We start from the raw sequence: 19,575 nt of genomic DNA, 5'->3' as shown, positions 1-19,575 counted from the left end.
ATGGACCTGCTCGTGACGTACGACGTCGAGACCACCACCCCGGCTGGTGCCCGCCGGCTGCGCAAGGTGGCGAAGATCTGCGAGGGGTACGGGCACCGCGTCCAAAAGTCGGTGTTCGAAGTAGTGTGCCGGGACGCGGACAAGGTCAAGCTGGTCGCGGCCATCGAGGCGGTCATCGACCCGACCCGCGACAGCGTACGGATCTACCGCCTTCCCGCGATGGCGCTCGACGACGTCGAACATCTCGGACGTCCCCGTGGGCTCGATCCACGCGGCCCGTTCGTGATCTAGGAACCTCCGGTGAGCACGAAATCCCAGGAGGTTCCGAACCAGTACATCGGGCAAAATGCCCGTATCGGCTCGCCTGCTAATCGGAAGTCAAGCGATTTACTCCTATTTTCGCAGCTCGCGAGCCGCTGCACCGGGTCCCCGGACCCGGTGAGGATCGCAACCAGGGTTGAGGCGGTCGACCGTGGCGCGGTCGGTGTCGCTGCACCGGGTCCCCGGACCCTGTGAGGATCGCAACGAGGGATTCGCCGATGCACTGGTCGAGTGGAACCTCGCTGCACCGGGTCCCCGGACCCGGTGAGGATCGCAACCTTGGGATTCGGGATGGTGCGGATGGTTCGGGCGGCGGGCTGCACCGGGTCCCCGGACCCGGTGAGGATCGCAACTCCAGCCCGAACACGGTGCGGTGGTGCAAGCCGCCCTGCTGCACCGGGTCCCCGGACCCGGTGAGGATCGCAACCGCGAACACGCCGACCATCTGCCGCATCGCGGTGCGCGCTGCACCGGGTCCCCGGACCCGGTGAGGATCGCAACGAGCTGCCCGGTCGGATGTTGGAGGACGAGGGCATCGAGGCTGCACCGGGTCCCCGGACCCGGTGAGGATCGCAACCTGGCCGTGCCGGTCGACACCACGACGGCACCGACCGGTGGCTGCACCGGGTCCCCGGACCCGGTGAGGATCGCAACGCCCTCGTAGGTGTCGAGGCTGTAGGTGATGGTCAGCGGCTGCACCGGGTCCCCGGACCCGGTGAGGATCGCAACCTTCCTGGCGGCGGCTACCGCCCCGGGTGGTACGCAGGGCTGCACCGGGTCCCCGGACCCGGTGAGGATCGCAACCGGTGGGGCGACTACCAGCGGACCTGCCCGCCCGACCGCTGCACCGGGTCCCCGGACCCGGTGAGGATCGCAACCGGTGGGGCGACTACCAGCGGACCTGCCCGCCCGACCGCTGCACCGGGTCCCCGGACCCGGTGAGGATCGCAACGGGGCGATCAAGAGGCCCGGGTCGTCGCTGTGGTGGCGCTGCACCGGGTCCCCGGACCCGGTGAGGATCGCAACAGCGATCGGAACGGCATGCCGTACAGGGTCTGCCCGCTGCACCGGGTCCCCGGACCCGGTGAGGATCGCAACTCTTGGTTGTCGACGACGAAGCCGAGGAATCCGCGAGTGCTGCACCGGGTCCCCGGACCCGGTGAGGATCGCAACGACCGACGCGCTTCGGCGTGGTGCGGGCCGTTCACCCGGTGGGGTGGCTGCACCGGGTCCCCGGACCCGGTGAGGATCGCAACGCGCACCTGCACATCGGCCGGAGGCGGCTGCTGACCGAGCTGCACCGGGTTCCAGGACCCGGTGAGGATCGCAACGTGGGTCCGCCGCCCGGATTGGTTCGCTGCTCACGGCTGCACCGGGTCCCCGGACCCGGTGAGGATGCTGGCCACGCTGCTGCCGGCCCGCGCCGTCCGGCAAGGCTCGGTCCGTGGTGCCCTCGGCGGCCAGCGGGGCACGTCGAAGGTCGATGGCCTCGGCGCGGTGGCTGGGTTGGCGCTCCTTGTCGTGGGGGTGGTGGCGTTGCCGGCAACCCACAAGGGCGGCCGCAGATGCTTGCCGCTGGCGGCGTTGCGCTGTTGCTCGGCGTCGTCGCCAGCACGCCGGCGCTGGTGCGGATGAGCGGTCGAGTCGCTGGTCTGCTTCCCACGCCGTCACGGCTGGCGTTGCGCCATGCTGCCCGGCATCGGCTCCGTACGGCTGCGGCTGTTGCCCCGGTGACCGCCGCGGTCGCCGGCAGCGTCGCACTTGCCCTGGCGGGCGCGGCTCGCGGCGAAGTGACCCCGAGCCGACTCGACGCCCGTCCCGGCCAGGTGCTGGTCCCAATGGACGCGGCGGAGAAGCTGGGGCCGGACGGTCTGCGACGGGTCGCCGGTGCCCTGCCGAGCCGGGCCACGGTCAGGGTAGTCACCGCTACGGACCTGCAGGCCGGCCCGACCGCGACGGTGTCCGTCGCCGCCGGGCAGCGGGACGTGGCCGTCGGCGGGGCGGAGGTCATCCGGTTGGTGACCGGCCGGCCCGCCACCCGAACCGAGCAGGAGGCGCTCGACCGAGGTGACGCGGTCGCGTTCAACGACACACTGGTGACGCCCGATGGCCGTGTCGCGCTGTAGTCGGATGGCCAAGGGCTCACGTTGTTGCCAGCCGTTGTTGCCAGCCGATCGGAGTACTACACGAGGCTTCTCGGCCTGGTGATCGCGCCGGAGACCCCGCAGCGGATCGGCCTGGACACCAGGGTCCGGCTCGTTGTGGTGGACACGACGCAGATGCCGGATGAGCAGGAGCTGGCTGCGGCGAACTCGATCCTGCTCGCGGCGCAGCTCACCGCCGCCGAACCTGCGGAGTCGCCGGTCACCGTCGTGGCGAGCAGGTGGCGGTCGGACTGGCGTCGGTGGAGCTGCGGCCGGACTTGGCGACCATGGCTGCGGTCGGCGCGGCTCTCCGCGTCCGCCGACGCATCACGACAGCTCAGGCGTGGCTTATTGTCTGGGTCGGCACCGTGCTCGGCCTGCTTTCCGGGATCGGCCCGGCGGCGGCTTACATTGGTTTCAGCGCCGAGCTTCATTGGTACGTACCGTGGTTGGCGTTGCTGGCCATCGTGCTCGTGCCGCCTCTGCTTGCCGTGATCATGGCAGGGCGTGTCGTCCTCGGCCAGCAGGTGTCTCTGCTCAGCGGTCGAGATGGCTGGCTGTCTCGTCGATCAGCGCGTCCGCCAGGTCGTGTAGGAGCGTGACCGCCTCTGCGGTTTCCCCGGTGGGGGCTACCGCGCCCGCGTACACCATTAGCACCAGGTTTTCGTGGCGGATGAGGTGGGTGACGTCGAGCTGCGAGGCGGCGAAGTCGCCGAGGGTGAAGTCATCGGGATCCAGCACCAGTGCCGTCTGGAGCGATTTACCGCTGTCGCCCCACCAACCGGTCAGATCGGCGGTGGCGGGGTCCGGCCCGGTCTCCTCTGGTAGATCAATGTAGTTCGCGACTTCCTGATCGTAGGCCTGCACCGCGCCCGCCACGCCGTGGTAGACGCGGACCTGTATCGCGCCGGACGGCTGGAACTCGCCGAGTGCGGTGGCGAAGTGCTCGTCGGGTGCGATGGCGCCGAAGTCGCATCGCTCCCGCCAGTAGGTGCGTTCCGTGCGATAGTCCGAGCCGTCCTCATGGGAACGGGCGAGGTCCAGAGCAAACCGACCGAACACCGCCTCGAATTGCAGCCGGGAGCACAGGTCCTCAGGGATCTGCCCGTACCGTGGGTTCGATTCAGGCGGTGGTGTCGGGCCGCCAGCACCGCATCCGGCAGCGACGACCACGAGCGCCACTGCGACGATGCCGCGCCGGAGCCGACCGGTATGTAGACGCATGGCAGTCCTCCAGGGCCGTCGTGTCGAAATGCCGTCAGGGTAGGTAGAAATCGTTGCCGTCGACGCCGGACACGATGTTGGGCTCGACCGGGATGAGCCTGCCATCCCCGTCGCCGATTCGGAGCGAGTCGACGCGGTCGAGCGCTTCCTGGGTCACTTCCTGCAGGGCCGCGTGCTGATCGCTGTCATTCTCGACGATCTGCCCGATCGCGTCCGAGACCGAGTCGAGCAGGTCAGCGGCGGTGCTGCCCTGCAGATTCAGCGCCGCCCAGCCGCCATCTGGGATGGTGGTCGCGGCGATGCTCACGCCACCCGCGACAACGCCCGAACTCGCCACCCACAGGCCACCGACGGTCGCCGTCGCGCCACCGAGGATCCCGCCGAATACGGTCGCTGCACCGCCGGCGATGATCAGAATGTTGCGTAGCGACTCCTGCCGCGCCAGCTCCGCCATGCTCTGGGCAAGTTCCAGCTGTTCACGTAGCGCCTCACCGGTGTAGTGCACCACGTTCATGAGGCTGTGCTGAGTGGACTCGGCGATGGCCTTGGCGGCGGTGACGCCAGCGGCGAGCGCGGTGAGTAGCTGCTTCTGACTACGCAGAATGTGCTCGAACGGGTTGTAGAAGTTGGTGGCGAAGTTGTCGGCCGCCTCACCCTCCCAGTTTCCGAGGCTGTGGCTCAGCTTGCCGAAGTCGGCGCTGACCTCGTCTGCCAGCGCGTCGTGCGCGCTCAGGATCGGCTCGATGCACTGGCTCTCGTACCAGGCGCCAGCAGGCCAGGTATACGGCTTGACCCGGGTGGTGATGGCATCGACCTCGGTGGCCGCCCACGTCGCAGCCTCACGGGCCAACGTCCGAAGATGTTCCTCGACCTCATCCTTGCGGCTGTCGTGCCATGGCATGCGTACGTAGTCCGCCGGTACGTGGTAAATCTTCGTGAAGGGGAACGTGGGCCCGAAACGGACTTCGATGTAGTGCGTGCCGGGGCCGACCGGTGTCTGATGCCACCAGCTGGCTTTCTCTTCCTCCAGGAAGGCCATCGCGGTGTCGATGTAGCGGAGTTCGGCGAAGTAGCCCTGGATTTCCGAGAGCGTGCGGTAGAACTCCTGCGGGTCGTAGGTGATCGAAGGCTCGCTCATCAAACCTCCGTCACGATCGCGAGTAGGGGTCGGAGCAGGGCTCGGTCATCTCAAATACCACCGATTCGTCCGTCATGGGTCGGTCTGCTCGGCGGGGGATCGTGCACCCCGGGTAGTTCAGGGATGTGCGGCGGCGAGGTGCCGTACTCCTCGGCGTTGTCGTGCAGCAGCCGGGAGAATTCGTCTGCGGCCAGCTCGTCGGTGGCGGCGTACGAGTCGGCGATGTCCACGAGCGCCGCACCGACCTCCTGCATGCGCAGGCAGGTCTGACGGAACACGTCGTGCGCCTCGTCCCGCAACTCCATCAACCGCAGGTGCGCCGGATGCATTCCGAGCCCCGGTCGATCGAACTGCGTCTCCAACCCGTCGACGATGCTGTGCATCCGCCTCGTCAGCCTGGCGTAGACAGAGGCAATCTCCGGAAGCTCGTTCCGGCCGGCCCGGTACAGGTAGTACAGGTGCGCTCCGAGGCGTCGACCGGCACCGACATCACCGAGGCTGTTGTCGCCGGTGTAGTCCGGCCGCCAGTCTGGCTCGGTCGGGTCGGGCATCGCGGCCCTCCGCTCGATCGTTGCAAACAGTGACGGTCATGTTTATGCGATCTGTTGTAGCAGTGCCGCTCCACTGGATCGGTCCGGGGTCGGCTGGTTCGCGTGGTCCACATACCATCGACATATGCTCTCCGAGGAATCCGTCGTCACCGTGCCCGCGGATGCCGGTCCGGGGCCGGTGGCCGGCACCGACGTGGTCCTTCTGCCGCAGGGGTTCGACCACGGCACACCGGTCTACCCGGCGCACACGACCCAGTTGGTCGACCAGTTGACCGCGCAGGGGGTCACCGCGCGTACCTGGCATCCGGCGGCGGAGTTCGAGATCGTGTCCACCCGGGGCCCGGTTGCCGACACGTTGCTGCAGATCGCGGTCGGCATCGCGTCGTCGGCCGGCTGGTACGCGATCCAGTCGCTGCTGCGCAGCCGCTCCGGCCCGCTGCGGGTGATCGCCGTGTTTGAGCAGGACGGTCAGCGGCGGCGGGCGGAGCTGGCCGGCGACGCCGACGACGTGGTCCGTGCGCTGGAGACATTGGACCCGTTCGGGCCGGGACGGCTCGATTGATCCGGGGCGGGTCGGCCCGGTGCAGGCGGAACGGCCGGCCCGATGTTGGACCCGAGTGACGTCGAGCGGCGTGTGCCGTCCCCGCAGGGGGCGGAGCGTCGCCGGATCATCGCCGAGGTAGCCGGTCTGCTCGAGGAGTCGGACGTGGTCCGGGATCCGAGCAGCCGCCAGGTGCTGCTGCGGCTGGTCGAGGAGGCGTTCGGCGGGCCGCTGCGGCTGCGTGACCTGGCGGTGTTACGGCCGCAGTTGGTGGACCTGGTGACGGCCTGCATCGACCGTACCGGCGGGCTGCGGCTGCTCGCCGAGTGTCTCGACCTACTGGAGCCGGCCGGCGCGCGGACCCTGACCTTGCTCCAGCTGTCCGACGAGTGGCAGGTGTTCGAGCAGTTCGCCGATCACGATCTGGGTTGGCTGCGGGGTGACCTGTCCCAGTTGCGGGTGACGGCGCGGTGGCGTCGGTTCGTGGTCGAGTGCCGGCAGGAGCCGCCGCCGGAGCACTGCACCTCGCTGTGGCATCTGTTCGCCCATCTGGCGGTGGCGCCGTCGAGTGCTGGTTTGGCGGGCGACGGGACGGGGTTTGGCGGGGTGCCGCACTGGTTGCGGCTGCTCGGTCGGCTCGACGACAGTGTGCCGGCCGAGGCGCGGCAGCGGCTGCGCCAGCTGATTCGAACCCTGGCCGATGAGTGGGACGTGCCGGAGGACGCCCTCGTCGGGGTGGGTGGGACCCGCTTCGGCCGGTCGCCCGTCGCGGCGGTCGCCCCCGCCGCCACCGCCGCCACCGCCGCAGCCACCGCAGCCGTGGCGGACGGTGCCGTCGGCCCCGCGACGGCTTACCTGGTCATCCAGTTCGAGAAGTACGGCGGTGACGACGACACGTTCATCATGTCCCACTGGTATCAGTGGGCGTCGCCGACCTGGGCACCGGTGCGGGGTGAGCATCGCCGAGTGCGCTACGGCGACCTGGAGGCTGCGGTCGACGAGGTGCTGTCGGAGACGGAGCGGCGCTGGGCGCACCAGGCGGGGCCGGTGACGATCGAGATCGTCCTGCCGTGGCAGTTGCTCAACGAGCCGGTCGACACCTGGCGCAAGGAACTTCGGTCGCCGGTGCCGAGCCCGTTGGTGGTGGAGTATCCACTGGTGATCCGCTCGTTGGAGCGGCTGCGTTCCCCCGAGTGGCATCGGCGGTGGCGGGTGCGCTGGCGTGGCGTTGCTGCGGACGGCGGGTCTTCTCGGATATTCTGCGCCGCGCCTGATCAGGTCGACGCCCAACTGGAGGCGTTGCTGACGGGTGACGAGGCGGCGGTCGTTCTGGTGTTGAGCGATTCTCCGTTGCCGGACAGCGCGGCCGAGCGGCAACTGCTTGTCGGCGTACGGTCCGGTGTCCCAGCCATCGTCTGGCACCGCGATCCGGTGTTGGCCGTTGAGCTGTGCCGGGTGCTGCGATCGATGGTCGAGTCGGCGAATGGGTTCGCCGGGGGGATGGCGCAGCTGCCCATGCATGTCGCAAAGTTGAGGAAGTCGGCCTGGGGTGAGGATCCGTCTGCTTCGGGCCGGCACGTCGGGCACGGCTTTGTGATCTTGTGGGACGATCCGCTGCGGCAGCCCGGACAGCCTGGCTCAGCCGGCGACGACTTGGGAGAGGCCCGCGAATGAGCGGAGACGGTCACCGGGGGACGGTCGGCGGCACCATCCGCCCCGGTGGTGCTCCATGATGGATTCGTTGTCGTCGCGTGGGTCGGCCTTTGCGGTCCGTCCGACCCTGCCCGAGCCGGCCCGGCAGTTGGAGATCGCCGGTCGTCGTGAGGTCCTCGTCGTCATCGACGACGATCCGGTGATGGAGTTCTGGTCCGACGAGTTCGCCGACTTCCTGGCGATGCTGCGCGAGCAGGAGTGCTTCGCCTCGGTGTCGGTCCGGTCCGTGGTGGTCGCCGACGGCGCGGTGCGCTGGCGTGACGCCCCGCACGCCCCGCTGACCGTGCCGTCGGGTGACGGCGGGCCGCCGGTGGTCTTCCTGGTGACGCACGGCCGGTCGCCGGCCTGGACCACCGGGCTGATCTTCCCGGTGCTGGTCGGCTGGGCGGCGTTGGCGGCGTTGGCCGTGGTCAACGTGCTGCCGCAGCAGCACTGGTACGACCGGGGAATGGACACCGCCGAAGTGCTGTGGACCCCGGCCAGCGCCCGGCTACCGACCGCCGAGCGTCCATGGCGGATCAGCGTGCCGGACCCGTGGTCGGCGGCGGAGCCCGGCGGGCCGGAGCGGACCGCGGTGCCGGTGATCGAGCGCGGCGGCGACTGGCTGTCGCGGTGGGCTCGGCTGCTGGCCGGGGCGACGGCCGGCACAGTGCGGATGCCGGCGCTGCTGGTGAGTTTGTCGGATCGGGTTGCGGGATCGGGGCGGGTACCGCGTTGGTCGCGGTCGACGCTGCGGGCGAGCGAGCTGGTCGCCCGGTTCCGGGCCAAGGCGTCGCCCCGGGCGTTCGCGTTGGCGACCCGGCTCGCCGCCGCTCCGCTGACCTCGCGGATCATCCGGGCGGTGCAGCGGACCGCCGGGCGGCTCGACCCGGCGCATCTCACCGAGGTGCTGACCAGTGACCTGATGCGGCCGGTCCGACACGGCGGTGGCACGTCCGGCGATGACACCCGGCTGCGGTACGAGTTCCGCCACGGGGTTCGTGACCAGTTGCTGGCGTCGAGCTACCGGGACCGTATCATCGAGGTGCAGTACACGGTGGAGAGTGAGCTTGGCCGGGACATCGAGGCGGTGCGGAACCTGACCCGTCGGGTCCGCAGCCCCCGCCAGGCCACGTACCCCCGGGTGACCCCGGCGTCCGAGCCGTTTCTGCGGGTCGAGCTGGCGGTGCACGTGGCCTTGGGCGGCCCGAACCTGGTCGCCGCCGAACGGCTCGGTTGGGCGTTGGGTTCGCCGGTCCGGGCCCGCAGATCCCGCAATCCGGCGACAAATCCGCAAGCGAGTCATACAGGTATGGAGCCGACGATGTCTGACATAATGGCGTCGCCGGGAGCGCCCTTCCCGTTCGGCGCCCGGCAGCAGACGCCCCACCCCGGACCCGACCCAGAAGGGAGTGCGGTGTCTCCGACCGGCAGTGTCGTCCCGCCGACCACCGCTGTCCTGCGCACCCAGCGACGCGACCAGCAGCCGGCCGTCGTCGGCAACCTGCCGCCGCGCAACGCCAACTTCACCGGCCGGCGGGCGCTGCTCGACACGCTGCACCAGCGGCTGCGCGCCGGCACCACCGCGGTGCTGCCCGAGGCGGTGCACGGTGCCGGCGGCGTCGGCAAGTCCCAACTGGTCGTCGAGTACGTCTACCAGCACCAGCAGGACTTCGACCTGATCTGGTGGATCTCCGCCGAGCGTCCGGCGCAGATCCAGTCCGCACTCGCCGAGCTCGCCAGCCGGCTCGACCTGCAGGTGCCGGCGACAGCGAACACCGCCGTGCCGGCGGTGCTCGACGCGCTGCGCATCGGACGCCCGTACGCCAACTGGCTGCTGGTGTTCGACAACGCCGAGGACCCCGACGACGTGGAACGGTTCTTTCCCCGGGGTGGGCCGGGCAGCATCGTGGTCACCTCGCGCGACCCCCGGTGGGGCCAGATCGCCAGCGGCCTGCCGGTCGACGTGTTCGACCGGCAGGAGAGCATCGAGCTGCTCCGCCGCCGTGGCCCGGACCTTCTGGTCAGCGACGCGGAGCGGCTCGCCGCCGCGCTGGGTGACCTGCCGCTGGCCATCGAGCAGGCAGCGGCCTGGCGCGCGGAGACGACGATGACCGCCGACGAGTACCTGCAGCTGCTGCACGACAGCCAACCCGACGTCGACGACGTGACCGAGGTGGAGCAGGACTACCCGCCGCTGGTCGCTGCCGCCTGGCACATCTCCCTCAACGGGCTGCGGGAGCGGGACCCGTCGGCGCTGCGTCTGCTGCAGGTCTGCGCGTTCTTCGCGTCCGAGCCGATCGGTCGGTCGCTGCTGTCCAAGCCCCGGTTGCAGATCCACCCCGACCTGGATCCGCTGGTGCGCAGCCCGATCCGGCTCAAGCAGGCGATCCGGACCATCGGCCGGTTGTCGTTGGCCCGCATCGACCACCGGACCAACTCGTTGCAGATGCACCGGCTGGTCCAGCGGGTGCTGATCCACCAGATGAGCGAGCAGGACCGCAAGGACCTGCGGCACAGCGCCCACCTGCTGCTCGCCGGCAACGACCCGGACGAGCCGGACGACGCCGACCACTGGCCCCGCTACGCCGAGCTGTACCCGCACATCGTCGCGTCCGGCGCGGAGACCTGCCGTAACGAGCTGGTCCGGGACATGGTGCTCAACGAGGCGAAGTACCTGTGGCGTTGGGGCGACCACATCGGTGCCCGCGACCTCGCCCAGCGGGCGTACCGGTCGTGGATCGACCGGGGTGACGACACCGACCCGGACAGTCTGCGGATGGCGACCTGGCTCGGGTTCATGTACTTCGTCGTCGGCGACTACGCCGCCGCCGCGAAGTTGAACGCCCGGACGTTGCAGCTGTACCGGCAGACGGTCGGCGACATTGAGGAGGAGACGCTCGACGCGCTCGGTGCGGTCGCCGCCGACCATCGCGTCGCCGGTGACTTCGACGGGGCGTTGGAGCGGTCGATCACCGTCTACGAGCAGTCCAAGCGCAACTTCGGTGACGAGGAGCCGTTCACGCTGCGGGCCGCGCACAACCTCGCGGTCAGCATGCGGCTGTCCGGGCTGTTCGGTCGGGCGCTGCAGCTCGACGAGCAGACCTACGAACAGTTGGTGCACATCTACGGCACCGACCACCCGGTCAGCCTGAACACCCTCGGCGGTATCAACCTGGACCGGCGTGAGCTGGGGGACTACGTGACGGCACACGCCAGCCAGGAGAACCTGGTCGCCGACGCCCGCCGGGTGCTCAAGTACGACGACCATCCGGACCTGGTCCGGCAGAGTCACCAGCTGGCCGGCTTCCGGCGTAAGGCCGGCCAGCACCATGAGGCGCTGGACCTGTCCACCGACGCGCTGCGGCGGTTCCGCATCCGCTACGGCGACGACCACCCGGACAGTGTGCTGGCCAACCTGACCGTCTCGATCGACCTGCGGGTCACCGGCGACCTGCGGGCTGCGCGGCAGGCCGGTGAGGCCGCAGTGCAGGGTCTGCGGGCGCTCTACGGCGAGGACCACCCGCACACCGCGGGGGCGCAGGTCGACCTGGCGGTGACGTTGCGCCTGCTCGGTGAGCACGAGCAGGCCCGCGAGATGGCCGATGAGGGCTTGCGCCGGCTCACTCAGCGGCTCGGGGGCAGCCACGCCCTGGTGTTCGCCGCCCGGGTCAACCTGGCCAGCGCCTTGTACGAACTTGGTGAGTACGAGACGGCGCGGGCGCTCGACGCCGAGACGTTCGACAGCTGTACGGAGCAGCTCGGTCCGGGCCATCCGATCACCTTGGCCTGCGGGGTCAACCTCGCGATGGATCTGCGCGGGCTGGGCCAGGATTCCCAGGCGAGTCTGCTGTTCGACGACATCGTCGACCGGTTCCGGTCGACGTTCGGTGAGCTGCATCCGGCGACGGCGGCAGCGGCGGCCGGGGTGCGGGCCAACTGCGACATCGATCCGCTGCCGCTGTGACCTGCCCCGGCGAATTCGCTCCGGAACTGTACGGCCGGGCCCGGATTCAGTGGCGGGTCCGGTTCAGAAGCAGCCAGCCGGCCGGATCCGCCGGCCGGTGCGCGTCGGCGGGCAGTCCGGCACCGACCCAGGCCGCCAGCTCGACCGGATCGGGTACGTCGACCGGGGCGCCCCGGCGGGCGGCCTGCCGCAGCGTCTCCATCACCAGTTCCGGCCGGTGCAGCAGGGCCCGCACCGCCGGATGCGTCGACCCGTCCGGCCAGGTCAGTCCCAGCCCGATCCAGCTGTGCGCCGCCGTTGTCCCGGCCGCCAGATCGGCTGCCAGCTGCCGCAGGTAGCCGGCGCGGGCCCGGTCGGCGTCGCCGCCGACCAGTGCGACGTCGGCGGCGGTCGCGCCGGTGACCAGGCCGGTTACGGTGTCGGGGGCGGCGGTCAGTCGGTCGAAGCCGGCCGGGTCGGTCAGCCGGTGGCGGGTCAGCACCGCGCGGGCGTCGAACCAGGCCCGGTCGGGGCGGGTCAGCGTGGCCGGCCGGCCGTCCCGGGCGTCCGCCAGGCAGGCCGGCAACGGCCGTCGGCCGGCCCAGGCGGCGGCCAGCTCGGTCCGGGCGGCGGCGTCGAGCCGCAGGTTGTGCGCCCGCCACAGCGCCCGGTGGTCGACGGCCATCCGGTCGGCCAACCGTTGCGGGCCGGCCGGTACCTGCTCGGTCCCGAACGTGGCGACCGTGTCGTGCAGGATTTCGACGAACCGGGTGCCGTGCCCGGTCAGCCGGCCCGAGTCGAGCAGTGACCGCACCGCGTGCCGGGTCTGGCGACGCCAGAGCGCGAACTCGAAGTTGGCCAACGCGACCTGCCCGGCCGGGGCGTGCCGCCGGTGCACTCGCCAGAAGTCGGTGATCCCGGCGAACGCGTACACCCCCTGCAGCAGCCCGGCGACGGGGCGCGGGTCGTCGCGCCATGGTGCGTAGAACCGCCGGTCGGGATCGTCGTTCACCAGGGTCAGCAGATGGGCCAGCGCGCCCAGTTTGTGGTGCTGGATCTCGTGTACCAGCGTCATCGCCAGCTGGGTGGCGTCGTCCGGTTCGGACAGCAGGATGGTGCCGAAGGCTTCCGCGCCGGAGGCGGACAGTTGGCGGAACCGTTCCCGGGCCGGCAACGGCGCGACGGTCCGCAGGATCGCCGCGACCGTCCGGGCGCGCTGCGGCTGCTGCCGTACCAGCAGCTCCCAGGCCTGCTGGAGCTGGGCCTGCCAGCGGCGTACCTGGTCGGTGCTCAGCGGTGCCGGCGCTGCGGGTCCGCGCAGGTCCCGGTAGACGTCCCGATCGAGTAGTTCCACCCGCAGGTCGATCCCGCCAGCGGTGGCGACCAGCCGGACCGGCGGATGCCAGTGGGGGTCGCCGGGGCCGACCGGGTCGCCGCCGCCCGCGGTGACCGTGACCGTGCCGGCGGCTGCGACCACCTGTACCCGCTCGATCCGCGGGGGGAGTTCCACGGCGGCGACGGTGGGCAGCGCGAGGTGGCCGTGGCGGGCCGGGACCACCAGGTCGAAGCTGAGCCCGGCGCGGACCGCAGCGGCGGCGGCCAGCGAGTGCAGGTAGCCGACGTCGACCCAGAGCGGCGGATCGCCGGACCTTGCCGAGGTGAGCCGGCGCAGGGTGTGCGCCACCCAGATGCCGACCTGCGGTTGGGCGACGACCTCCTCGGTGGCGTCCGGGTCGGCGCGGTCGGCACGGACCAGCAGTTGCCACGCAGTGTCGACACCGGACAGCGGGCCGGCGGCGTCGGTACGGCGCGCGACGGCGTCCACCAGTGCGCGCAGCGCGGTCAGCCGCCAGCTACGTTCGGAGCCGCGCAGGGCTGCTGCGGTCCGTTCGTCGCCGCCGGTGGTGGCCAGCTGCCGGAAGTCGTCGACGGCGATTGCGTGGGTGGGTACCGCCGCCCGGCCCGTCAACCGATCCGGTCTTCCGCCAGGGGGTCGGCTCCGGTGGCCCGACTGGCGAACGATCCGCTGTAGCCGCTGATGCTGCCCTCGGCGTCGGCGATCCGCTGCCGTACCCGGACCATCGCGGCGGTCATGTCGGAGTCGTCGACGCCGCGCAGCGTCGCCACGTCCACCGTCGACAGATCGAGCATCTCGGACTCGATACCGGCCGGGGTGCTGTCCATCAGCGGTAGCCCTTCACGAAAGGTGACGGTCGATGTCCTCATCATCGCTTATCCCCGCACGGCAACGGAAGCGCCGGGGCGCATGCGTCACAGCGCCGACGTCGACCGGCGGTAGCTACCCGGCGAGCCGCCGGACCGTCTCGGCGAGGTGGTCGACGGCAGCGTCGTCGCTGGTGAAGAAGCGTACGGCGGCGACGAGTTCGGACAGTCCGGTGGCGTGGTGCAGGCAGCCTCGGACGGTGCTGACGGCGTCGATCCGGGTCGCCGGGTTGCGCCGGATCGAGGCGTACACCGACGGGGGCAGCAGAGACAGAATTTCCTCGCGGTCGTTCGGCCGGCGGAACTCCGCGATATCCAACAGCGCGTCCACCACCGCGCCGATCGCCGCCGTCGACGGCCGCACCGGCCTCTCGACGGGCTTGCGCGACCCGCCCGGGTCCGCCGCCAGCAGCAGACCTTCGTCGCCGGACGCGTCGCGGTACCACAGGTAGGTGGGGGTCTGCCCGGTCAGACCGTCGGCCCGTAGCGTGGTGAACCGGGCCCGCAGCCGCTCCGCGAGCCGTTGCGGGTCGGCCAGCGCCGTGAGGCCGTCGGCGTCCATCAACCGCAGCAGCTCCCGGCTGAACAGTCCGGTCCGCTGCCGGTCCAGGTTGGCGGCGGGCTGACCGACGGCGGCGGCGAACAGCACGTCCTGGCTGCGTCCGGCGACCGGGTCGCCGCTCGGGAAGGTCTCGTGCCCGTCGATCCGGCGCGGCCGGGCCGGGCCGTGCGTCTGGCAGACATCGACCAGCCACAGCTGCCGGTTCAGCACCGCGACGAGGTCCGAGGCGTACGTCGCCAGCAGCGAGTCCAGGTCGAGGTTGACGGCGTCGGCGTCGGTGGCGTCGGCGTAGTACAGCCGGCGTCGCCGACGCGGGTCGACGAAGCCGTGGCCGCCCCAGTAGACGTACAGTTCCCGCGCGGAGCTGGCAGGCAGCTCGCGCAGCAGCAGTTGGCGGACGGTGGCGCGGTCGGCGGGTCGCCGCCGTACCCCAGCCGGCAGGTCGTCGGCCGGGGGTGCCGGGTCGGTGAGCAGGTCCACGTTTCCGGTGGGTACGCCGTGGGCGACGAAGAACCGTGCGATCCGGACGGCGTCGTCGACCGGCCCGGTCAGGGTCCAGCCGTCGCCGGCCTGGTAGGCGCCGACGCCGACGGCGACCACGCGGACGTCGGGGCGCTGCGGCCCGGTCGTGGTCACCGTCCGACGGTACGGGTCGCCGACCCGGCTTGCGTCGTCTGGGGCCGCGTCACCGGCGGAGCGGGTGACGACTGCCCGGACATGTCGTTGGGCGACGTCGGCGAGACTTGTCGTAGACGGCGGCGAAGACCTCCCGGGCGGGATCCCGTAGCCAGTTGGCCGGCAGCAGCTCGACCGGCAGCTGTGGATCGAGGGTGGGGAACCGCCGGAAGGTGTCCATCACTTCGGGTCGTGCAGCGGCGCGAACCCCAGCCACCGGAGCTGGCCGCGCAGCGCCCGCCGTTGCGCGCTGTGCTCCTGCGGCAAGGTGAACGCGACCAGGGCCCACTGGCCGTCCCACGGCCGGGCCGTCGCGGTGGCGGTGAGGATCCAGTGTCCGCCGATCGCCAGGCTGGCGGCGGCGTGGGCGAGCCGGTACGAGCTGTGCCGACCGCGTCGACTGCCCTCGAGCACCTCATTGCGGGCGAGCCGGCTGATGGCGGTCCGGGCCCGGCGGGGGTGATGCCGGATTCGACGAGTAGCGCGACGATGGCGGCCGACGGCAGCCAGGCGCGGGTCCGCAGGGTGTAGTCGGCCAGCAGGGTCACCGCGAGGCACTGCGGCGAGTTGCCGGTCTGCCGTCGGGGCAGCCGCACCGGCCGGCCCGCCTCCTCCGGATAGATCTCCTCGATGCTGAACAGGCTCGTCAAGAGCGCTCCGGCGTGGCTCGGGGGCAGCGGTACCGACTGTAGACGGCGTGATTCCGATTTGCGCAGGTGACCTGGGTTGCCGGTTACCACCCGGACGTCGATGGTCCAGGTGACCAACTTCGGTAGCAGCCCGGGCGGAACCGACACCCTGGTGCCGTACTCGTTGCCGCAGCAGGCGGTCGACTTCCGGATCACCAACACCGGCTCCAGCGCCATCAACGGTGCCGCCTGCACAATCAGCTGGCCAGCGGCTGAACCACCGGTCCGGGCGGTCAGACAGGAGGGTCCCGGGGCCCGGCCGATCGGCGGGGCCCCGGGACCCTGTCCTGCAGTCGTCGACGTCGTCCGCCGGGTCGGTTTACTCGTAGTGGTAGGGCCAGTACATGTACCGGCCGCTGACCCGCTTCCTGCCGGCCAGTCGGGCGGCCAGGTGGCGCAGTGTCCGCATGGCTACCTCCTCGCTCAATCGAGGTGAGTGATTCTTACGACCTTTGCACACCGGATCTATGTACGCAACGGAATGTGATCACGACTTTCCGTCGACAAAACGCGCCAGCAGGCCGGCCGGTGCGAGCCGGCCGGCGAACCGCAGCCGGATGGCGGCGGCGTTCGACGACTCCACCGAACCGCGCTGGGCCAGCCGGGAGACGGTGAGGGTGAGCTGGCGCATGGTCAACGCCGTACCGATGCAGACCCGGGGCCCGGCGCCGAAGGGCAGGAACGCCGCCCCCGGTGCCGGCCGACCGGCCGCCCACCGGCCGGGGTCGAACTCGTCGGGCCGCTGCCACCACCGTGGATCCCGGTGGATGAGGTAGGCGCCGATCAGCACCTCGTCGCCGGGCCGCAGCGTCCACGGACCCAACCCGGTGGTCGTACGGGCGGTCCGCGTCATCAGCCACGCCGGCGGATACAGCCGCAGCGCCTCGTTGACCACGGCCTCGGCCAGCGGTAGCCGGGCCGCCGGCGGCGGGTCGCCGGACCCGGCCGGCCCGCCCGCCTCCGCCCGCAGCGCGGCGACAAGCTCCGGTCGGCCGGCGAGTTCCCAGACCAGCGAGGTCAGCGCGGCGGCCGGCACGCCGTGTCCGCCGAGCAGGACCGGGCGCAGCGTCGACACGACCGCCCGGTCCGGCATGGCCGGCCGGGCGGCCAGCAGCACGTCCAGCAGGTCCGGTGTGGACGTGCCGGCCTTGCTGGACGTGCCGGCCCGACGGCGTCGCACCACCGATAGCAGGGCGTCGGTGAACGCGCGGTGCGCGCGGAAGAACCGACGGTTGCGGCGCACCGGCAGCCAGGCCGCGAACCCGTACTTCGCGGTCTCGAACGGCGCGGTGGCGGCGACGCCCTCGGCGAGCAGCTCCGGGAACCCTGTGGCGTCCACGCCAAAGCAGTAATCGGCGATCGTCGCGGCGGCGTACCGTCGCATCATCGCCAGCACGTCGGTCTCCCGGCCGGCGGCCGCGTCGAGGGCCGCGTCGAGGATCTCGACGGTACGCCCGTCGAAGGCGGCGCTGGCCTGTCGGTCGAGACCGGCCCACGCGGCCCGACGCGCCGGCATCCAGGCCTCGGCCCGCTCGGCGGCCCGGTCGAGATCGGGCCGGGCGTCGAACGGGGCCAGCTCGGGCAGGAACGCGTTGCCCGGCCGGGTGAGCACATCGTTGGCCAGTTCCGGGTCGATCACGAACACGGTGCGCTCGTCGAAGGTGAACACATCGCCGTACTCGCGATGATTGCGCTGGATGAAGCCGATCCGGTCGGCCTCGTAGGCCGGGGTGTTGCCGGTGAGCCAGTGCCCGCGCGGCCCCGGTGGTCGGTCGCCCTGCTGCAGTGGTGCCATCTGCGGCTCCTAACCGCGTGCAGGACCCCGCTGCCGAGGTCCTGCCTTTGCTCCCGGTGTCCGACGGGCTCTACGCCTGGTGGTAGTACCACCAGTCGTACCGGACGCTGATCCGCCTCTTGCCCACCAGTCGGGCTGCCAGGTGCCGCAACGTCCGCATGTCCACCTCCTCGATCGGATTGAGTAGATGCTTCTTGATCGTGTCACCTGAGGACGCCGCACACAACGCCGTCACGGCGTAACTGTCTGTCCGACAGGAATGTGGCAGAGTCTGACGAGGAGGGTCCGACGGATCTGGCGGTGTCACGCGAAGTCGACCGGCGGATGGCGGCGGCCCGGGAATGGGACGACACCGTCGCCCAGGTCCGCAGACTGCCCGGCTTCGAGGACTTCCTGCTGCCGCCCCGGTTGTCCACCTTGCTGCCGACAACCGGCAGCGGACCGCGGTGATCAACGTCAGCCGGTGGCGGTGCGACGCGCTGATCGTCGAACCCGCCGGTGTACGGGTGGTCGAGCTGCCCCGGCTCACCGCACGGACCGTGGCCGAGCGGGCGGACGCCTACCTGACCAGCCTCGGCGTCGCCGAACGCGCCGCCCGGGAGTTCGACACCGTGCCGGCGCTGGCCGACGACGATACCCTCGGCGACGTGCTCGAATGGCTCTGGGACGACGTGGCCGGGCCGGTGCTCGACGCGCTCGGCCTGGCCGACACGCCACCGGCCGGCACGTCGTGGCCGCGGATATGGTGGTGCCCGACCGGGCCGCTGGCGCTGCTGCCGCTGCACGCCGCCGGCCACCACCGCGCCGCCGGTGGTCCGTTGACCGGCACGCCCCCGCGTACGGTCATCGACCGGGTGGTCTCCTCCTACACGCCGACGCTGCGGGTGCTGCGGGAAGCAGTCGAGGCCCGCCGGGACGGTCCGACCGACCCCCGGATGCTGGTCGTCGGGCTGCCACACACCCCCGGCCAGCCGCCGCTGCGCAACGTTGCCCGGGAACAGGTCGTGCTCGACCAGCTGCCCGGGCACAGCTGGGCGCACTTCGCCTGCCACGGCGACCAGAACCTGCAGCGGCCCTCCCGACGGCAATCTGCTGCTGCACGACGGCGCGCTCACCGTCACCGACCTCAGCCAGCAGCAGCACCAGGGCGAGTTCGCTCGCGGCCGACCGGTGGAATGCGTTCCGTGACGAGCATGCCCGGGACACCGCGCTGGAGGTGAGCATCCGGCTGCTGGCCGAATTGCCGCACTGGCACCGGGACCGGCCGGCGGCGCTAACCATGCACGCGCTGCGGTTGAAGTCGGTCGGCCGCATCGACGAAGCGGTCGGGCTCGGCGAGGCCGCCGTGCGGGCCGCCGATGTCGGCGCAGCTGCCGACCTGGTCATCTGGTTGAACAACCTTGTCAGCATCTACCGTCGTCGCTGGCGCCAGGACGGTGACGCCGCCGACCTCGACCGGGCGGTCGAGGCGGGGGAGCGCGGAACGCGGGTGCTGGCGCGGATGCCGTCGGAAGCCGCGTCCGCCGTGTCGGCAGCCTGGCTGCGGTACGGCCTGTCGCTGGCCCTGCGGGACCGTTACCGGCAGCGGCGCGGCCTCGACCCGGACTCGTGGGTGGGCCCGGAATCGGCCGCCTGGCGGCAGGTGCTACAGGACCCGTCGTCGCCGGTCGACCTGCTGGTCAGCTCCGCCGTGGAGTTGGCCGGCCTGCATGCCGGGCGGGGTGAGCTGGCCGCCGCCGACGGCTACCGGCTGGCTCTGGACCAGCTCCCCGGCTGAGCTGGCGTGGGCGCAGCCGCAGCGGCCAGGAGGACGCGCTGGCGCGTTGGCAACTGCTCGGCGCCGACGCGGCGGCGGTGGCGGTGGACGGCGGCGATCCGGGTGCCGGCGTCGTGTTGCTCGACCAGGCTCGAGGTGTGCTGTGGGGGCAGTTGCTCGACGACCGGTCCGCCGCGCGTCGGCTGCGGCAGGCCCATCCGGCGCTGGCCGACCGGTTGGCGGCGGCCGGCGCCGGCTTGGCTTCGGCCGGCGACCGGGATGGGCGGTGATCAGCCCACCCCGGCCGCCGGCCGGCGG

General features: G+C 71.3%; 20 protein-coding genes and 1 CRISPR repeat array. Of the genes, 9 read left to right on the top strand and 11 right to left on the bottom strand.

Annotated elements, in window-relative coordinates:
* The gene (gene cas2 / locus O7610_RS08045) at window positions 1–291 is read left to right on the top strand and encodes a CRISPR-associated endonuclease Cas2 (protein ID WP_289212942.1); all 291 of its coding nucleotides are present in this window, start codon (window positions 1–3) and stop codon (window positions 289–291) included.
* 124 nt (window positions 292–415) lie between these two features.
* Window positions 416–1,724: direct repeats of the CRISPR family, unit length 37 nt; unit sequence GCTGCACCGGGTCCCCGGACCCGGTGAGGATCGCAAC.
* Between the two features lie 162 nt (window positions 1,725–1,886).
* The gene (locus O7610_RS08040) at window positions 1,887–2,447 is read left to right on the top strand and encodes a hypothetical protein (RefSeq protein ID WP_281555120.1); all 561 of its coding nucleotides are present in this window, start codon (window positions 1,887–1,889) and stop codon (window positions 2,445–2,447) included.
* A 56-nt stretch (window positions 2,448–2,503) separates the two neighbouring features.
* On the opposite strand, the gene O7610_RS08035 is transcribed toward O7610_RS08040, so the two are convergent.
* The 4 genes from O7610_RS08035 to O7610_RS08020 form a co-directional block, all read right to left on the bottom strand.
* Window positions 2,504–2,899, bottom strand: coding sequence for a hypothetical protein (locus tag O7610_RS08035; protein WP_281555119.1), 396 nt, complete (start codon window positions 2,897–2,899; stop codon window positions 2,504–2,506).
* 103 nt (window positions 2,900–3,002) lie between these two features.
* The gene (locus O7610_RS08030) at window positions 3,003–3,689 is read right to left on the bottom strand and encodes a hypothetical protein (RefSeq protein ID WP_289212941.1); all 687 of its coding nucleotides are present in this window, start codon (window positions 3,687–3,689) and stop codon (window positions 3,003–3,005) included.
* Between the two features lie 34 nt (window positions 3,690–3,723).
* Window positions 3,724–4,827 carry a hypothetical protein gene (locus O7610_RS08025; RefSeq protein WP_289212940.1) on the bottom strand — a complete coding sequence of 368 codons (1,104 nt, stop codon included), beginning with the start codon at window positions 4,825–4,827 and terminating at the stop codon, window positions 3,724–3,726.
* A gap of 50 nt (window positions 4,828–4,877) precedes the next feature.
* The gene (locus tag O7610_RS08020; RefSeq protein WP_281555116.1) at window positions 4,878–5,378 is read right to left on the bottom strand and encodes a hypothetical protein; all 501 of its coding nucleotides are present in this window, start codon (window positions 5,376–5,378) and stop codon (window positions 4,878–4,880) included.
* Window positions 5,379–5,502: 124 nt separating this feature from the next.
* Here O7610_RS08020 and O7610_RS08015 point away from each other — a divergent pair, with 124 nt between their 5' ends.
* The 3 genes from O7610_RS08015 to fxsT are packed head-to-tail and all read left to right on the top strand — an operon-like array spanning window position 5,503 to window position 11,578.
* Entirely contained in the window at window positions 5,503–5,940 is a 438-nt protein-coding gene (locus O7610_RS08015; protein ID WP_281555115.1) for a hypothetical protein, read from the top strand.
* 42 nt (window positions 5,941–5,982) lie between these two features.
* On the top strand, window positions 5,983–7,593 hold the full coding sequence (locus O7610_RS08010) for a VMAP-C domain-containing protein (RefSeq protein WP_289212939.1): 1,611 nt from the start codon (window positions 5,983–5,985) through the stop codon (window positions 7,591–7,593).
* 55 nt (window positions 7,594–7,648) lie between these two features.
* On the top strand, window positions 7,649–11,578 hold the full coding sequence (fxsT, locus tag O7610_RS08005; protein WP_289212938.1) for an FxSxx-COOH system tetratricopeptide repeat protein: 3,930 nt from the start codon (window positions 7,649–7,651) through the stop codon (window positions 11,576–11,578).
* A gap of 46 nt (window positions 11,579–11,624) precedes the next feature.
* Here the strand turns inward: fxsT and O7610_RS08000 are convergent, their stop codons facing one another.
* The 7 genes from O7610_RS08000 to O7610_RS07975 all read right to left on the bottom strand — a co-directional run bounded on the left by O7610_RS08000 (window position 11,625) and on the right by O7610_RS07975 (window position 17,736).
* Complete coding sequence (locus O7610_RS08000) at window positions 11,625–13,526, bottom strand: HEXXH motif domain-containing protein (RefSeq protein WP_281555112.1); 1,902 nt, start codon at window positions 13,524–13,526, stop codon at window positions 11,625–11,627.
* On the bottom strand, window positions 13,523–13,786 hold the full coding sequence (locus O7610_RS07995) for a hypothetical protein (protein WP_281555111.1): 264 nt from the start codon (window positions 13,784–13,786) through the stop codon (window positions 13,523–13,525). Before O7610_RS07995 ends, O7610_RS08000 begins: the two co-directional genes overlap by 4 nt.
* Before the next feature lie 70 nt (window positions 13,787–13,856).
* Window positions 13,857–14,978 carry an effector-associated domain 2-containing protein gene (locus O7610_RS07990; protein ID WP_289213585.1) on the bottom strand — a complete coding sequence of 374 codons (1,122 nt, stop codon included), beginning with the start codon at window positions 14,976–14,978 and terminating at the stop codon, window positions 13,857–13,859.
* 49 nt (window positions 14,979–15,027) lie between these two features.
* Window positions 15,028–15,198, bottom strand: coding sequence for a PaaX family transcriptional regulator C-terminal domain-containing protein (locus O7610_RS30595; protein ID WP_348650071.1), 171 nt, complete (start codon window positions 15,196–15,198; stop codon window positions 15,028–15,030).
* Window positions 15,198–15,431, bottom strand: a complete 234-nt coding sequence (locus O7610_RS30590; protein ID WP_353850337.1) for a hypothetical protein — start codon at window positions 15,429–15,431, stop codon at window positions 15,198–15,200. The genes O7610_RS30595 and O7610_RS30590 overlap by 1 nt, the downstream gene beginning before the upstream one ends.
* Window positions 15,432–16,193: 762 nt before the next feature.
* Window positions 16,194–17,501: a cytochrome P450 gene (locus tag O7610_RS07980; RefSeq protein WP_289212937.1), complete on the bottom strand. Its 1,308-nt coding sequence runs from the start codon at window positions 17,499–17,501 to the stop codon at window positions 16,194–16,196.
* 70 nt (window positions 17,502–17,571) lie between these two features.
* Entirely contained in the window at window positions 17,572–17,736 is a 165-nt protein-coding gene (locus O7610_RS07975; RefSeq protein WP_289212936.1) for a hypothetical protein, read from the bottom strand.
* A gap of 65 nt (window positions 17,737–17,801) precedes the next feature.
* Here O7610_RS07975 and O7610_RS07970 point away from each other — a divergent pair, with 65 nt between their 5' ends.
* The 4 genes from O7610_RS07970 to O7610_RS07955 all read left to right on the top strand — a co-directional run bounded on the left by O7610_RS07970 (window position 17,802) and on the right by O7610_RS07955 (window position 19,547).
* On the top strand, window positions 17,802–17,951 hold the full coding sequence (locus O7610_RS07970) for a hypothetical protein (RefSeq protein WP_281555106.1): 150 nt from the start codon (window positions 17,802–17,804) through the stop codon (window positions 17,949–17,951).
* The gene (locus tag O7610_RS07965) at window positions 17,948–18,721 is read left to right on the top strand and encodes a CHAT domain-containing protein (RefSeq protein ID WP_289212935.1); all 774 of its coding nucleotides are present in this window, start codon (window positions 17,948–17,950) and stop codon (window positions 18,719–18,721) included. Before O7610_RS07970 ends, O7610_RS07965 begins: the two co-directional genes overlap by 4 nt.
* Window positions 18,718–19,278: a hypothetical protein gene (locus O7610_RS07960; RefSeq protein ID WP_289212934.1), complete on the top strand. Its 561-nt coding sequence runs from the start codon at window positions 18,718–18,720 to the stop codon at window positions 19,276–19,278. Before O7610_RS07965 ends, O7610_RS07960 begins: the two co-directional genes overlap by 4 nt.
* Window positions 19,279–19,355: 77 nt before the next feature.
* Complete coding sequence (locus O7610_RS07955; RefSeq protein ID WP_289212933.1) at window positions 19,356–19,547, top strand: hypothetical protein; 192 nt, start codon at window positions 19,356–19,358, stop codon at window positions 19,545–19,547.
* The last annotated feature ends 28 nt before the right edge of the window (window positions 19,548–19,575 follow it).

The organism is Solwaraspora sp. WMMA2065, assembly GCF_030345075.1.
Lineage (GTDB): Bacteria > Actinomycetota > Actinomycetes > Mycobacteriales > Micromonosporaceae > Micromonospora_E.
This window is presented reverse-complemented; position numbering and strand designations above follow the sequence as displayed.

Coding starts and splice junctions, on each gene's coding strand:
- cas2 (WP_289212942.1), top strand. CDS start 1: ATGGACCTGCTCGTGACGTACGACGTCGAGACCACCACCCCGGCTGGT.
- O7610_RS08040 (WP_281555120.1), top strand. CDS start 1,887: ATGCTTGCCGCTGGCGGCGTTGCGCTGTTGCTCGGCGTCGTCGCCAGC.
- O7610_RS08035 (WP_281555119.1), bottom strand. CDS start 2,899: ATGAAGCTCGGCGCTGAAACCAATGTAAGCCGCCGCCGGGCCGATCCC.
- O7610_RS08030 (WP_289212941.1), bottom strand. CDS start 3,689: ATGCGTCTACATACCGGTCGGCTCCGGCGCGGCATCGTCGCAGTGGCG.
- O7610_RS08025 (WP_289212940.1), bottom strand. CDS start 4,827: ATGAGCGAGCCTTCGATCACCTACGACCCGCAGGAGTTCTACCGCACG.
- O7610_RS08020 (WP_281555116.1), bottom strand. CDS start 5,378: ATGCCCGACCCGACCGAGCCAGACTGGCGGCCGGACTACACCGGCGAC.
- O7610_RS08015 (WP_281555115.1), top strand. CDS start 5,503: ATGCTCTCCGAGGAATCCGTCGTCACCGTGCCCGCGGATGCCGGTCCG.
- O7610_RS08010 (WP_289212939.1), top strand. CDS start 5,983: ATGTTGGACCCGAGTGACGTCGAGCGGCGTGTGCCGTCCCCGCAGGGG.
- fxsT (WP_289212938.1), top strand. CDS start 7,649: ATGATGGATTCGTTGTCGTCGCGTGGGTCGGCCTTTGCGGTCCGTCCG.
- O7610_RS07995 (WP_281555111.1), bottom strand. CDS start 13,786: ATGATGAGGACATCGACCGTCACCTTTCGTGAAGGGCTACCGCTGATG.
- O7610_RS30595 (WP_348650071.1), bottom strand. CDS start 15,198: ATGGACACCTTCCGGCGGTTCCCCACCCTCGATCCACAGCTGCCGGTC.
- O7610_RS07980 (WP_289212937.1), bottom strand. CDS start 17,501: ATGGCACCACTGCAGCAGGGCGACCGACCACCGGGGCCGCGCGGGCAC.